This window comes from Gottfriedia luciferensis (genome assembly GCF_001712755.1).
Taxonomy (GTDB): Bacteria; Bacillota; Bacilli; order Bacillales; family Bacillaceae_G; genus Gottfriedia; species Gottfriedia luciferensis_B.
Genome location: NZ_MDKC01000023.1, coordinates 85,483 through 100,809 on the forward strand (window position 1 = coordinate 85,483; position 15,327 = coordinate 100,809).

A 15,327-nucleotide genomic window follows, 5' to 3' on the forward strand; every position below is an offset into this window, starting at 1 on the left:
AGCTTTATTTTTCGTTTATTTACTTTCAACTTTAATAAAATTTGTTGGTTCGTAAGTTGGAAGAGTCTGTAAGAATCGATTAATCCTTTTGCTAGCTTCAATTAAATGATTTAATGAAGTTGCATAAGAACATCGAATATACCCTTCACCACAATCTCCAAAAACATTTCCCGGGACGACCGCTACTCTCTCTTTTAATAATAATTGTTCAGCGAACTCCTCTGATGTTAAGCCAGTATTCTGTATTGATGGGAATACATAAAAAGCTCCACCTGGAAGATGACATGATAATCCAATTTCCTGAAGAGATTGCACAAGGAAATTACGACGTTGCATATAACTGCGTCGCATTGCTTCTACATCATGATCTCCATTTCGAAGTGCTTCAACTGCAGCATGCTGTGACATTGTTGGTGCACACATAATTGCATATTGATGAACTTTAAGCATATGGGAAATAATGTCCGAAGGTGCTGCAACAATTCCAAGTCTCCAGCCCGTCATTGCAAATGTTTTAGAAAATCCAGAAATTAAAATTGTATGATCTCGCATTCCTTCGATGTTAGCAAAGCTTGTATATTCACCATCATAAACAAGCTCAGCATAAATTTCATCAGAAATGACAATTAAATTATGTTTTTTAACAAATACGGCTAAATCCTCTAATAATTCTTTTTCTAGTAGAGTACCAGTTGGATTATTAGGATTACAAAGTAAGATCGCCTTTGTTTTCGGTGTAAGTTTCTTTTTCAACGCTTGAAGATTGATTTTAAACTCTTCTTCTCCTGTCGTTGATAAATGAACTGGAACACCACCTGCTAGTGAAACTAAAGGAGCATATGAAACAAAGCATGGATCGATAACGATTACTTCGTCCCCTGGATTTAAAATTGTTCTTAAAGCAATATCAATCCCTTGACTTGCCCCTACAGTTATAATTAATTCGTCTTCTGGACTATAATGCACATCAAATTTCTTAGCAAAATAACGACTTACTTCTTGACGTAATTCTAGCAGTCCAGCATTTGAAGTATATGCTGTATGTCCTGTTTCTAAAGAATAGATACTTGCTTCTCTCACGTTCCAAGGCGTGACAAAATCAGGTTCACCTACCCCAAGTGAAATGACATTATCCATACTAGCTGCTAAATCAAAAAACTTTCGAATCCCTGATGGTTGTAATGTAGTTACTGTATTTGATAAGTTAAATTTACTCATGGCGTGATCACCATACGCTTATCACTTTGTTTTTGACCATATACAATACTATCATGTTTATAACGTTTTAAAATAAAATGGGTAGTCGTTGATAAAATAGATTCTAAAGTCGATAGTTTTTGGGATACAAATGAAGCAATTGATGTCATTGTTTTTCCTTCAACTACAACTGATAAGTCATATGTTCCTGACATTAAATAAACTGATTTAACTTCTGGGTATAAATAGATTTTTTCAGCAATCTCATCAAAGCCTACCCCACGTTTTGGAGCTACTTTTACATCAATCATAGCCGTTATACTTTCTTGAACTGGGACTTTCCCCCAATCAATAAGCGTAATGTATTGAAGAATAATACGATCGTTTTCAAATTTTGTTAAAATATCAGCTACCTCTTCTTCTGTAGCTCCAATCATTTTTGCTATTACGTCATTACTTAAGCGTCCGTTTTGTTCAATACACTGAAGTAATTGTATTTCTTTTTCTGTCATATTCATATACTCCTTATGTATTCCATTTTCTGGAATTACGTTAGATGTTCAATCTTTTCATCTATATTTTAGTAATTTACTTAGATGACACTTTTTGAGAAGAATTCTTCATAAATAACTTGCACTGCTTTTTTCTCATCGAATGATTTTACTCCAAACATCATACTTACTTCTGAAGAACCTTGGTTTATCATTTCAATATTTATTCCCGCATTTGCTAATGCTTTACTCGCTCTTGCAGTAGTACCAACATTATGACGCATCCCCTCGCCTACTAACATGATCAAGGCAAGATCTCTTTCAACGACCACATGGTCTGCATCTAATTCATCATGAATCCGATTAATAATTTGGCATTCTAATTCAACTGGTAATTGATTTTGGCGAATAATAATTGAGATATCGTCGATTCCACTTGGCTGATGCTCATATGAAATCTGATTCTCCTCAAGTATTTGCAATAATTTACGCCCAAATCCTATTTCTCGGTTCATTAAATACTTGCTTATATAAATACTACAAAATCCATTATCACTCGCAATCCCAATTAAAGGACCGTTTGATAACGTACGTTCCTTAACAATTCGTGAACCAGGAGCAGTTGGATTATTCGTATTTTTAATGTTTACTGGAATTCCAGCTTGAAAGGCAGGGATCAATGCTTCGTCATGAAATACGTTAAAGCCTGCATAAGATAACTCCCTCATTTCTCGATAAGTTAATTCTTTTATTTCCTTTGGATTATGAATAATCGCAGGATTTACAGAAAAAACTGCATCAACATCAGTAAAGTTTTCATATAAAGTAGCTTTTACTCCGTTGGCAACAACAGAACCAGTAATATCTGAGCCACTGCGAGAAAATGTAACGATATGTCCTTCTTCTGAATAGCCAAAAAATCCTGGGAAAATAAGAATCCCAGATTTTTTTCTCAATTCAAATAACTTCTCATAGCTTTTCGCTAAAACTTGAGCATGTCCTGGTTCATTTGTAACAAACAAACCTGCTTCTTTTGGATTAATATAACTTGCCTCAAGTTCTTTTAACTGAAAATATGACGCTACTAATCTGGCACAATTATCTTCCCCACATGCCATAACAGCATCCATATATCTTGCAGGGTGATCCTTTTTACTACTTAAAGAAAGTTCGATACCTAGTGAAATTTCATTCGTAATATCCTCAGATAAACCTAATCCATTGGCAATTTCAGAATACCTTTGAATAATTTGATTGAATTCCTTCGAATAATCCTTTCCCTGTAGAGAAAGTTGTGCGCAACTAATTAGTAAATCGGTAACTTTGATATCATCTGGAAATCTTTTACCTGGTGCAGATACAACGATAATTTTACGTTCAACATCTGATGTAACAATCTGAAATACTTTTTCAATTTGTTCCGAAGTGGCTAATGAAGACCCACCAAATTTTACGATTTTCATTTTTATTACCCCTAATTTAGTTAATTTTCAGTTAAAAATAATGTTACAATTATCCTCCTTATGTGAGAAAAAATCAACACCATTTATTAAGTTTTTTGGGGAATTTTAGTATGTTACAAAACGAATTTGATAAAGTTGTGGGTATTTATTCATTCCACTGAAAAGAATGGCCGTAGATTATTTAAGGAGTTTAGGCTTATAAAAGTAAGGAATTAAATGCAGGTAATAAGGAAAGCAAGGGTAAAGGTATATTAAAGACATTATTACCCTTTTGTCCATCCTGTTCTACTTTTGTATTACTGTTGATCAATTTTAATTATTGTATAAAAATGCAATTAAAAATAATATTAAAAATATTTAATAATTAATAAAAAAGAATACGAACAAAAAATAGCGATAATCATAAGAAATCTCCCTATTTTAGTAAATAAGGAGCTTTTTATGATAAATCTAGTAATACAATGAAATTTGTATACTCGTTTTCTATACTTGATACTGATATCGTCCCACCTAAACGATTTGTTATTGACTGAGCGATTGATAAACCAAGTCCATAGCCTTCCGTTTTTTTTGCTCTTGATGGATCAGAACGGTAGAATCGATCAAATACTTTTGGCAAATCTTTGGCAGGAATACCATTGCCACTATTTTTAATAGCAAACTTCACTTGCCGTTTTAATTTAGTAAGTGTTACTTCAATCTGTCCATGTTCATTCGTATATTTAATTGCATTATCAAATAATATAATCATTAACTGCTTAATTTTGTCTGGATCACTTTCTATCATAAGATTCGTTTCAATGGAATGCTTTAATATAATTTTCTTTTCCTTCAATACCGTTTCCATTGATATCATTACTTCATGTAGTTCCTTACTGAGATCAAAATGCTTTAGATTAATTTCATCAATTGCTTCTTCCATTTTAGTTAAAGTTAATAGGCTATTTATTAGTTTTGTCATACGATCGGAGCCAACTTTTATATGATTGAACCATTTTTGCTGATTTTCAATTGTTTCTTCCTTATGTGCCATAAGCACATCATAATTCGCATTAATAATAGCTAAAGGTGTCTTTAATTCATGTGATGCATCTGTTACAAACTGATTTTGCTTTTTCCAAGCTTCAGCAATAGGTTCAATTGCTCGATTTGCAAAATAACGACTAATAAAATAAATAACAAAAAGCGTGATTAGCCCAACACTTATTAATGTTGTTAGAAGTTTAAATAATGCTTTATGAGACTCGGTAACATCTAGAAAATTTATTAAAGTCACTTTATTAATAATTTGTGGTTGTTCATTCATTTGATTAACAATCATTTCTGCTGGTTTGATTACATACTGCCACTTTTTCCCATCCAAAGTGAAAGTTGAAAAGTTTTTTTTATTTTCCAAAGCAATTTCTGTAGCTTTTTTAAATGTCTCCGTAGGCATTGAAATAAATGAGTGACCTTCAATAACATTTCCAGTTGAATCGACTTCTACACTAAAAGACACTGAATCTCCAAGAGAAATTTTTTGTGTTACAATTCCACCTTTACCAATTATATTCGTTATTTCTTTCTTTGTTTCGACCTTACCTTTTATATCATTATTATTTTTCAACTCAGAACCTATTTCTTTATTTTTTATCTCTCTTTGAATCGTAATTAGTTTTTCAGTCTGTGCATCTAGCTTTTTTTTATTTTCATTTTGAATATTGTTGTAAGTCATTATATAGATGATTGTAAAAGCCACAACCATTACTAATGAAATAACCGACATATTAATAAGGAGAAATTTATTTCGAAGTTTCTTAAACATATTTTTCCCCAGCTTTACCAGCTTTACCAGTTTTCAAAAAATAACCTGCACCTCGAACCGTTCCAATGGAAACACTTGATTCAACTTGTCTTAGTTTTTTTCGTAAAAGTGATACTTGTACCTCAACATGACGGTCATCTGTGTCTGTGTCGTAACCCCATAGCTTCTCGATAATTGTTTCTTTTGAACTAATTGCATCTTTTCGGTTAATAAGCATTTCCAATAGTTGAAATTCTTTTAAAGTCAACTTAACTTCATAATCTCCACAGCATAAAACTAACATCTTTTGATTAAGCGAAATATCTTCATATGTAAGAATACCATCTCTTATTAATTCTGTTTTTCGTCGCCCTAATGCTCTTAGTCGAGCTAATAGTTCATCCGTATGGAATGGTTTAGCTAAATAATCATCTGCACCGCTGTCTAAACCTCGTATTTTATCAGTAATATCCCCCTTAGCTGTCAACAAAATGACAGGAGTCTTGATGCCATTATTTCGTAATTCAATTAAAACTTCGATGCCATCTATTTTTGGTAGCATGATATCAAGAATAATAATGTCATATATATTTGAAAGTCCACAATCTAGTCCAAACTCACCATCACTGGCTAAATCAACACTATAGTGATTCTTCCTTAATACTTGTGCTATCGCTTCAGCAATATAAATTTCATCTTCAACCATTAATATTCTCATAATAAACAAACCTCTTTACTTTGGATTCATTTTATCCGAAGCATCTCCAACAAGTGAGCTGTACACTTCTCATTCGTTAGAGATGCTCTAAGTATTTTCTGCTGTGACTAAAATCGTTTATGTCTCAGTTAGATGTCGCTATTCATTAATCAATTTTTTTTTTGACAATAATCGAACCATCTTCATTTTTTTTAATTGTTACTCCATCAGGGGCTTTCTCAGTCCAAGTTTTACCTCCATCTATAGAAAACTTCACTTTTCCATTTTCTTTTTTCGTCATAAACGGTTTTTTCAATTCTGGCTCACCATTAATCCATGTTTTGCCACCGTCTTTTGAGAATTTAGCTATACCATTTTCTTTTTTAACAATCAACTTTTCTTTCATCATAACTGATTTATCGTCTTTTTCTACTATTTTAAAATTATCTGGAGTTTTTTCACTCCATGTCTTTCCACCGTCTTTTGAGAACTTAAGCTTTCCATCTTCTTTCTTTACCATCACACCTCCAGAAGGTGTCGCTTTTGAATCACGAAAAATAAATGATTTTTTTCCATCAACATCTTGAATTACTTTTCCTTTTTCAGGAGCACCTGGAATCCAAGTCTTTCCATCATCCATTGAGTGACTAATTACACCATTTTCATTTTTAACTAACATTTTAGTTCTAATTTTCTCACTTAGTTGAGTAACAGAAACTTGATTATGTTTTGTTTGGGATCCATCATTATTTGCAGCATATGCAGCGCCTGATCCAATACATAGAACTAACGCGCCACAAACCGATGCTGCAACTGCCTTCTTTTTTGTTGTATTTAACAGCTTATAAATTTTTTCTTGCATTTTTATTTCCTCCTAAATTCAAATTTATGTAAGCAGCTGACTTACAATAATAATAGTAGTAAACAGACCTTTAACGAACCTTTAACGGTTATATATTTCTTAAATTTGCTTTTATATTTTGCTAGCTATTGTCTATAGCTTGCTTTTAATACACTGCTCAATACTTTTATTTTCCTTGGGAGTGGATTGATCATCTGTTTTTAAATTTAACTGAAAATTCACACTGAAGTAAAGAAGCTTTAACAATCCTTCCCTATGCTTAGTAAGTAACCTACTAGCAAATTAGGAGGGCGAATATATTGAATTGGAACGCATTGAAAAAAGCAGTTCTTGCTTTTGTTCTTACGACTACATTATCTGCAGGAGTATTTATGGCTTCAAGTAAACCGGCTGCTAGAAACATTCCTCTTAACACCAAGAAAGATAAGAACCGTTTCATTCAAGTACAATTACTTGGCATTAATGATTTTCATGGACAATTAGATACGACTCGAAAATTTAACGGCAGGAATGTTGGCGGGGCAGAATATCTTTCTGCATATTTAAATCAAAAGAAAAAGGAAAACAAAAATACTATTTTAGTTCATGCAGGTGACATGGTTGGTGGAAGTCCTCCGATTTCTTCATTTCTTAAGGATGAACCTACAATTGAAGTATTAAACAAGATGGGTTTTGACTATGGGACTCTAGGAAACCATGAATTCGATCGTGGTGTGGATGAAATGATGAGATTGATTCAAGGAGGTAATGACTCAAAAAATGGTTATTTTACTGGGGCAAATTTCCCGTATTTATGCGCCAACGTAATCGACAATCATACAGGTAAGACCATTCTGCCTCCATACAGTATAAAAAATATTAATGGCGTACCGATTGGATTTATCGGCGTCGTTATAAAAGATACGCCAAAGATTGCACCACCAAATAAAACAGATGGCGTAAAGTTTATTGATGAAGTAAAAGCAATCAATAATTCAGTAAAAACACTTAAAAAACAAGGGGTAAAAACAATCGTAGTGCTGGCACATAATGGTGGAAATCAGTCCAAAGCAAATGAAAATGCGACAGGTGAAATCGTTAGAATGGCAAAAAAAATGGATGATGAAGTTGACGTAATAATCTCTGGACATACCCATACTTACCTTAACAAAGAAGTAGACGGAAAGCTGATTGTTCAATCCTACTCTTATGGAATATCTTTCTCCGACATTCAGTTAACAATTGATCCTAATACGAAAGATATTGTAGACAAAAAGGCAAGTATAAAGATGGTCTATCAAGATGAAATTAAACCAGATCCTGAAATAAAGAAAATGATACAAACTTATGAATCTAAAATTGCCCCAATCGTAAATAAAGTTGTTGGAAAAGCTGCAAATGACATTTTAAGCAAGAAGAATCATAATGGAGAATCTAGTTTAGGAAATATGATTGCAGATTCACAACGACTTGCAATGAACTCTGATTTCGCATTTATGAACTTTAGTGGGATACGTGCTGATCTTCCAAAAGGGGATGTTACTTTGGACGAATTGTTCACGATTCAACCATTTAAAATTAAACTCGTTAAAATGACACTAACTGGTGAACAAATCCGGGAACTTCTCAATCAGCAATGGCAGGAACATGATAGTGTTCGGATACTACAAATATCAGGTTTAAAATATACTTGGGATAACACGAAAGATTCTGGTCAAAAAGTGATTAAGATCATGCGAACAGATGGTACCCCGATTAACCCACAAACTAGTTATACGGTCACTACTAATAGCTATCTTGCAAATGGCGGTGACAATTTCTCTATATTTCTATCAGGTATAAATAAAGTAGAAGGTCCAACAGACTTTGATGCATTTGAAGATTATGTGAAGGAACAAAAGCAACCATTGGTCCAGGCATTTGATGGTCGGATTAATCGGATTAAATAGATTTTTAGAAGGTCCAAAAACTCGGTTTCATTTTGTTAAGATTCTATATAACTATTCGGAAATACGCCATAAAAAAAGTTCCCTTCGATGAGGGAACTTTTTTGATTTATGCTTTAATATAACGTAATACAGGTTTACGAGCTGCTAAAGTTTCGTCAAGACGACTTACAACAGTTGTATGTGGAGCCTCTTGTACGATTTCTGGATTTTCTTCAGCTTCTTTAGCAATTGTAATCATTGCATCGATGAACGCATCTAAAGTTTCTTTCGATTCTGTTTCAGTTGGTTCAATCATGATACACTCTTCCACGTTTAATGGGAAGTAGATTGTTGGTGGGTGGTAGCCAAAGTCTAATAGGCGTTTAGCAATATCTAAAGTACGAACACCTAATTTCTTTTGACGTTTTCCACTTAAAACGAACTCATGCTTACAATGACGATCGAATGGTAGATCGAAATGAGGCTCTAAACGACGCATCATGTAGTTAGCGTTTAATACCGCATCTTCAGTTACTTGTTTTAATCCTTCAGGACCCATTGAACGAATATAAGTATATGCTCTTACATTAATTCCAAAGTTTCCGAAGAAAGGTTTAACACGACCAATTGTTTCTGGACGGTCTGAATTTAATACGTACTTATCTCCAACCTTCTCAACGATTGGTGCTGGTAAGTAAGGAATTAAATCTGCTTTAACTCCAACAGGACCAGAACCAGGACCACCTCCACCGTGAGGACCAGTGAATGTTTTATGAAGATTTAAGTGAACTACGTCAAATCCCATGTCTCCTGGGCGTGCTTTACTTAATACAGCATTTAAGTTTGCTCCATCATAGTAAACTTTACCACCAGCAGCGTGGATGATCTCAGAGATTTCATAAATATCTTCTTCGAAAAGACCTAATGTATTAGGGTTTGTAAGCATTAATGCTGCAACATTTTCATCAACAACACGACGTAAATCATCTAAGTCAACTAAGCCTTTTTCATTTGATTTAACCGTGATTGTTTCGAAACCTGCAACAGTTGCTGATGCTGGGTTTGTACCATGAGCAGAGTCAGGTACGATTACTTTAGTACGGTTGAAGTCACCACGGCTTTCGTGATAAGCACGGATAATCATTAATCCAGTCCACTCACCATGTGCACCTGCAGCTGGTTGTAAAGTCACTTCATCCATTCCAGTAATTTCTTTTAATTCTTGTTGAAGCTCATGCATTAATTCTAATGCACCTTGAACAGTATACTCATCTTGAAGTGGATGAATATGCGCAAAACCTGGAATACGAGCTACAGCTTCGTTAATTTTTGGATTGTATTTCATCGTACATGATCCAAGTGGATAAAACCCTGAATCTAAACCATGATTACGTTTAGATAACGCAGTATAATGGCGCATTAAATCTAATTCAGAAACCTCTGGTAATTCCGCTTTTTCTTTACGGATATAAGCACTTGGGATAACTTCATTAATATCAATTTCTTCTACATCCATTGTAGGAAGACTATATGCAATACGACCTTCTTTACTTATCTCAAAAACTAACGGTTGATCCTTCAGCATGTTGAATCCCCTTTCCGTCTACTAATAATGCTAATTCTTCTACAAATGTATCAATATGTTGTTTAGAACGTAATTCAGTTACTGCGATTAACATATGATTTTCCATAGTAGGTTCAACTTTTGCTAAGTCATAACCACCGATAATTTTCTTAGTAAATAATTGTTTATTGATTTCAAAGACATTTTGTTTTACATCAATTACAAGTTCGTTGAATGCAGCACCTTCAAATACAACCGAGATACCGTTTTCAATTAATTTTTTCTTCATATATTGAGTACGAGAAATGTTCTGCATTGCCATCTCTACAGCACCATTTTTACCAAGAGCTGTCATTGCAACAGAAGCTGCTAATGCATTAAGCGCTTGGTTAGAACAAATATTTGAAGTCGCTTTATCACGACGGATATGTTGCTCGCGAGCTTGAAGTGTTAATACAAATCCACGACGACCTTCTCCATCAACAGTTTGCCCTACTAAACGACCTGGCATTTTACGCATTAATTTAGATGTTGTAGCGAAGTATCCACAGTGAGGTCCACCAAATTGAGTTGGAATACCAAATGTTTGAGCATCACCTGCAACGATATCCGCTCCGAATTCACCTGGAGGAGTTAAAGCTGCTAATGCTAATGGGTTACTTGAAACAACGAATAAACTTTTACCAGTATGTGCAATTGGTTCGATTTCAGCTAATTCTTCTACTTGTCCATAGAAGTTAGGATATTGAACAACAACACATGCTACATTGTCATTCATTTCATTTTTTAATTCTTCGATATCAGTTCTTCCATCTTTAATGCCAATTTCAACTACCTCTAAATGTTGACCTTTTGCATAAGATAAGATAACTTCACGTGATTGTGGATGAACACCTTTTGAAACTAAAATACGTTTTTTACCATTGTGACCTGCTGCTAAAGTAGTTGCCTCTGCTAAAGAAGTACCACCGTCATACATTGACGAGTTTGCCACATCCATACCAGTTAATTCACAAATCATTGTTTGGAATTCAAAGATTGCTTGAAGCTCACCTTGAGAAATCTCAGGTTGATATGGTGTATAAGCAGTATAAAACTCTGAACGGGAAATAACATGATCTACAACTGTTGGTAAATAATGATCATAAACACCAGCACCTAAGAAAGAAACATACTCTCTTAAGTTAGCGTTTTTCTTTGCTAATTCGCTTAACTCCTGAATTAAATCGGTTTCAGATTTTGCCTTTTTAATGTTTAATAAGCCATTAAAACGAACTTTTTCAGGAATATCACTAAATAATTCATCAACTGATGAAACACCTACTACTTTTAACATCTCTTGACGATCTTGCTCTGTCATTGGTAAATAACGATGCATTAAGGTAATCCCCTTTCTCCCCCTAGTTACTTCTTCTCTCTTTTGTAAAATGGTTTTGAAACTACTACTGCTTTTAATTTTTTATTTCGAATTTCAACTTCAAGTTCAGTACCTAAAGCAGAAAATTCAGATTTGATTAATGCAAGTCCAATATTTTTCTTTAATGTTGGAGATTGAGTACCACTTGTTACTTCACCAATTACTTCCCCGTTTACATATACAGGATAGTGAGTTCTCGGAATACCTTTGTCAATCATTTCAATTCCAACAAGTTTACGAGGTACACCTTGCTCTTTTTGATTTTTCAGAACTTCTTTACCGAAGAAATCTTCTTCTTTATTTAATTTCACAGCAAAGCCTATACCAGCTTCTAATGGAGTAATGTCTTTAGTTAGTTCTTGACCATATAATGCTAGAGCTGCTTCGAAACGAAGTGTATCACGAGCACCTAATCCACATGGTTTTAAACCGTCTTCCTTACCTGCTTCTAAAAGTAAAGTCCAAAGCTTAGACGCATCTTCTGCAGCTAAATATAACTCGTATCCATCTTCACCTGTGTAACCTGTGCGTGAAACTAAAACGTTTAGATCACCAATTAATACATTATCTTTGAATGTAAAGTACTTAATATCAGCAACGTTCTCATTCGTTAAACGTTGTAAAATTGCAACAGATTTTGGCCCTTGAAGAGCTAATTGTGCAACTTCATTACTTTTATTAACTACTTTTACATCACCTTCTACATGTGAAATTAACCATGCGAAATCTTTTTCAATATTAGACGCATTTACAACTAATAAATAGTGTTCATCGTTATACTTATAAACTAGTAAGTCGTCTACCGTTCCAGCATTTTCATAGCACATTGCTGTATATAATGCGCCTTCTTCATTTAATTTTGAAATATCATTTGTCATCATTTTTTGTAAATATTTAAGACTATCTTTACCAGTTACTTCAATTTCTCCCATATGAGAAACATCAAATAAACCAGCTGCTGTACGAACAGCTTCGTGTTCTTCTTTAATGCTCGAAAATTGCACAGGTAGCTCCCAGCCACCAAAATCAATTGTTTTACCACCTAATACTTTGTAATCTTCAAACAATGGTGTGCGTAATAAAGTCGTCATGTAGCCATTTCCCCCTTATCTACATGCTAGCATGATGGAAAACTAAATTAATAGTTCGTCCAGCTAACCATTAAATAATTTACATATTTTGTATATTTTCGGAAAAACTAGTAGAAAACAAGAAAATAATATCAAACTATATTAGTTAACTGTTTTTTCTTAACAATAAGAGTTTTTTGTTTAATAAAAGAATAATAAATTTTTACTTTTTTTCTACACTATTATCCTAACATTAAACGACAAGTTTCATCAATATCCAAGTGAAATTTTTTAAAAATAAAATAACGAACGTTATACCAGTTATTTTACTATAACGTTCATGATTATCCAATATAAAAATGAAATAGGTGAGGATTACATGTCAATTGAGATTAAATTCCATACAGAATGGCAGGAAGAGTTCTTAGAGAAGCTTGAAAATGATGGACCATGGTCAAATTGGGAGAATTATAAGCTTGCCTATCATACTTCTACAAAATTAGCAATTCCATCTTTTACAGGTATGATTGCTCCTACTCATTTGCCAAACTTAACTCCATTGCCTCATCAATTAGATGTGGCTACGACTGTAATTGAAAAAATGAATGGAAAAGCAATTTTAGCTGACGAAGTAGGATTAGGTAAGACAGTTGAGGCAGGTTTAATTTTAAAAGAATACATGATTCGTGGTTTAGTTAATAAGGTGCTTATACTAGTTCCAGCATCACTTGTATCACAGTGGACCTTTGAATTAAATACAAAATTCCATATTCCAGCAATCGCACAACAAAAAAAGAATTATGTATGGGATAGTTGTGATGTTGTTGTATCATCAATCGATACTGCAAAAAGAGATCCTCATCGAGAAAAAATATTAAGTATCAACTATGATCTCGTCATTATCGATGAAGCTCACAAACTTAAAAATAATAAAACAAAAAACTATGAGTTTGTACAACATCTTAAAAAGAAATATTGTTTACTGCTTACTGCTACACCAGTTCAAAATAACATAGAAGAAATTTTCCATTTAGTCTCTTTATTAAAACCTGGCCATTTAGGTAATAAATCTAGTTTTGAAGAATATTTTTCTGCTAAGAACCGCTCATTAGAGCATGAAGACTTATTACGAGAACTAATTGGAAAAGTAATGGTCCGAAATCGTAGACAAGATACAGGCATCGAGTGGACAAAGCGAAAGGTAGAAACAGTATTAATTAATTTTAATGAAGAAGAACAAAAGCTTTATGACTTAATCGATGAATGGCAGAAATCACAATATACTGGGGTAACCTCAGCATTCTCCTTTTTAACATTTAAGCGTGAAGCTTGTAGTAGTCGTGAAGCTGTTTATGTATCAATGAAAAAAATGCTTCAAAGATTTGAAAAAGAAAATATTGATATTAACGATCCTTATATCGAGAAAATTTTTCATCAAATTAATCAAATTACATCTAATTCAAAAGCGAATAAAGTAGTTGAACTAATTAAAAAAATAAATGATAAAGTAATTATTTTTACTGAATATCGCGCAACACAGTTGTATTTACAATGGTTATTAAAGCAAAACGGTATTACATCTGTACCATTTCGGGGTGGTTTCAAACGTGGTAAGAAAGATTGGATGAAAGAATTATTTAAAAATCGTGTACAGGTGCTAATAGCAACAGAAGCTGGTGGTGAAGGTATTAACTTACAATTTTGTTCAAATATGATTAATTATGACCTTCCTTGGAATCCGATGAGGCTAGAACAAAGAATAGGACGTATACATCGACTTGGACAAACAGAGGATGTAAGTATCTATAACTTTGCAACTGTTGGCTCAATTGAAGAACACATACTAAGATTACTTTATGAAAAAATCAATTTATTTGAGCGTGTAATTGGTGAACTCGATGATATTCTGACTAGAATTCCTTATAAAGATTTTGAAGCTCATATGAATGAAATATTTATTCATTCTAAAACTGAAGGCGAAATGAAAATTAAAATGGAAAATTTAACGTCCATCATTCAATTACAGCAACATAAACAAGCAGGTGATAGTTATGCAGCAACATGAAATCCATGATTATATCGAATATTTTTTCAGACATAATGATTGTGAAATTCTACAGAAAACACCAACATATTTAGAAATACAATTAACAATTGAGATGGATAAAAAATTAATGAATCGTCCTTTCTATTGGCATTATTTAGAAAAAACAGGCGGTATCCCAAATCCAATGAAGTTAACACTGATTACAGATAGTGATAATGCACCTGAAGATCTTAAAGGTGAACAAATTCATTTTGGGTCGCCCCGCCTTCACCAAATTTTCTCAATCGTTAATGAACTAGGACAGTCAATTAGACTTTATGAAGACACAAAAGCACCTATGGGCCAACAAATTGCATTACACCCTTGGTTAGGTGTTAATTATCAGGTTTCATTTACTTGTGATCATAAAAAAGATTATTTATATTCTTTTGGCATCCATTTAATTTCTGGAAGAATTATTGAAGATTTTCATCCAAAACTTGAAAAAATTCAATTCAACTCTAAAATACCTGATTTTTGCTATTCCATGTCACCTTTGATTAAACCAATAAGTGGTTTAAATCGAATGGAACAATTGCTTCGAAACATAATTGAAAAAGAAGATACGGTATGGGCTGAAGAAGCAAGGAATAGATGGCAACATGATTTAGATTTATTAAATCAATTTTATGAAGCTGATGAAGAAAAACCTGAAAATTATCATGTAGAATTCAATGCGCTTAAAGAACTTTACGAACCAATTATTCATGTTGATGCTATTAATGGTGGGCTTTTTTATCTATCACCTAACACAATGAATAAGTTAAGTTAATGGCATTTAAGTGAAGAT

12 protein-coding genes are annotated in these 15,327 nt (G+C 33.3%); 3 read left to right on the forward strand and 9 right to left on the reverse strand.

Annotated features, from left to right (window positions below):
* Positions 1 to 15: 15 nt before the first annotated feature.
* From BED47_RS13560 to BED47_RS13585, 6 genes are all read right to left on the reverse strand, one after another.
* Entirely contained in the window at positions 16 to 1,218 is a 1,203-nt protein-coding gene (locus tag BED47_RS13560; protein ID WP_069034102.1) for an aminotransferase, read from the reverse strand.
* Positions 1,215 to 1,715 carry an Lrp/AsnC family transcriptional regulator gene (locus BED47_RS13565; RefSeq protein ID WP_175403500.1) on the reverse strand — a complete coding sequence of 167 codons (501 nt, stop codon included), beginning with the start codon at positions 1,713 to 1,715 and terminating at the stop codon, positions 1,215 to 1,217. Before BED47_RS13565 ends, BED47_RS13560 begins: the two co-directional genes overlap by 4 nt.
* A gap of 74 nt (positions 1,716 to 1,789) precedes the next feature.
* A complete protein-coding gene (locus BED47_RS13570) occupies positions 1,790 to 3,151 on the reverse strand; it encodes an aspartate kinase (RefSeq protein WP_069034103.1) in 1,362 nt (453 codons plus the stop codon).
* A gap of 439 nt (positions 3,152 to 3,590) precedes the next feature.
* Positions 3,591 to 4,955, reverse strand: coding sequence for a sensor histidine kinase (locus BED47_RS13575; RefSeq protein WP_069034104.1), 1,365 nt, complete (start codon positions 4,953 to 4,955; stop codon positions 3,591 to 3,593).
* The gene (locus BED47_RS13580) at positions 4,948 to 5,652 is read right to left on the reverse strand and encodes a response regulator transcription factor (RefSeq protein WP_069034105.1); all 705 of its coding nucleotides are present in this window, start codon (positions 5,650 to 5,652) and stop codon (positions 4,948 to 4,950) included. The genes BED47_RS13575 and BED47_RS13580 overlap by 8 nt, the downstream gene beginning before the upstream one ends.
* Positions 5,653 to 5,797: 145 nt before the next feature.
* Complete coding sequence (locus tag BED47_RS13585) at positions 5,798 to 6,493, reverse strand: sialidase family protein (RefSeq protein ID WP_069034106.1); 696 nt, start codon at positions 6,491 to 6,493, stop codon at positions 5,798 to 5,800.
* Positions 6,494 to 6,864: 371 nt separating this feature from the next.
* Between BED47_RS13585 and BED47_RS13590 the strand changes: the two genes are divergently transcribed.
* The gene (locus BED47_RS13590) at positions 6,865 to 8,421 is read left to right on the forward strand and encodes a bifunctional metallophosphatase/5'-nucleotidase (RefSeq protein ID WP_084006939.1); all 1,557 of its coding nucleotides are present in this window, start codon (positions 6,865 to 6,867) and stop codon (positions 8,419 to 8,421) included.
* Positions 8,422 to 8,527: 106 nt separating this feature from the next.
* Here the strand turns inward: BED47_RS13590 and gcvPB are convergent, their stop codons facing one another.
* The 3 genes from gcvPB to gcvT are packed head-to-tail and all read right to left on the reverse strand — an operon-like array spanning position 8,528 to position 12,472.
* Positions 8,528 to 9,985, reverse strand: a complete 1,458-nt coding sequence (gene gcvPB, locus BED47_RS13595) for an aminomethyl-transferring glycine dehydrogenase subunit GcvPB (protein WP_069034108.1) — start codon at positions 9,983 to 9,985, stop codon at positions 8,528 to 8,530.
* On the reverse strand, positions 9,957 to 11,342 hold the full coding sequence (gcvPA, locus tag BED47_RS13600) for an aminomethyl-transferring glycine dehydrogenase subunit GcvPA (protein WP_069034109.1): 1,386 nt from the start codon (positions 11,340 to 11,342) through the stop codon (positions 9,957 to 9,959). The genes gcvPB and gcvPA overlap by 29 nt, the downstream gene beginning before the upstream one ends.
* Positions 11,343 to 11,368: 26 nt before the next feature.
* Positions 11,369 to 12,472 carry a glycine cleavage system aminomethyltransferase GcvT gene (gene gcvT / locus BED47_RS13605; protein WP_069034110.1) on the reverse strand — a complete coding sequence of 368 codons (1,104 nt, stop codon included), beginning with the start codon at positions 12,470 to 12,472 and terminating at the stop codon, positions 11,369 to 11,371.
* Between the two features lie 358 nt (positions 12,473 to 12,830).
* Between gcvT and BED47_RS13610 the strand changes: the two genes are divergently transcribed.
* Complete coding sequence (locus BED47_RS13610; protein ID WP_069034111.1) at positions 12,831 to 14,516, forward strand: DEAD/DEAH box helicase; 1,686 nt, start codon at positions 12,831 to 12,833, stop codon at positions 14,514 to 14,516.
* Positions 14,503 to 15,309, forward strand: a complete 807-nt coding sequence (locus BED47_RS13615; RefSeq protein ID WP_069034112.1) for a YqhG family protein — start codon at positions 14,503 to 14,505, stop codon at positions 15,307 to 15,309. The genes BED47_RS13610 and BED47_RS13615 overlap by 14 nt, the downstream gene beginning before the upstream one ends.
* The last annotated feature ends 18 nt before the right edge of the window (positions 15,310 to 15,327 follow it).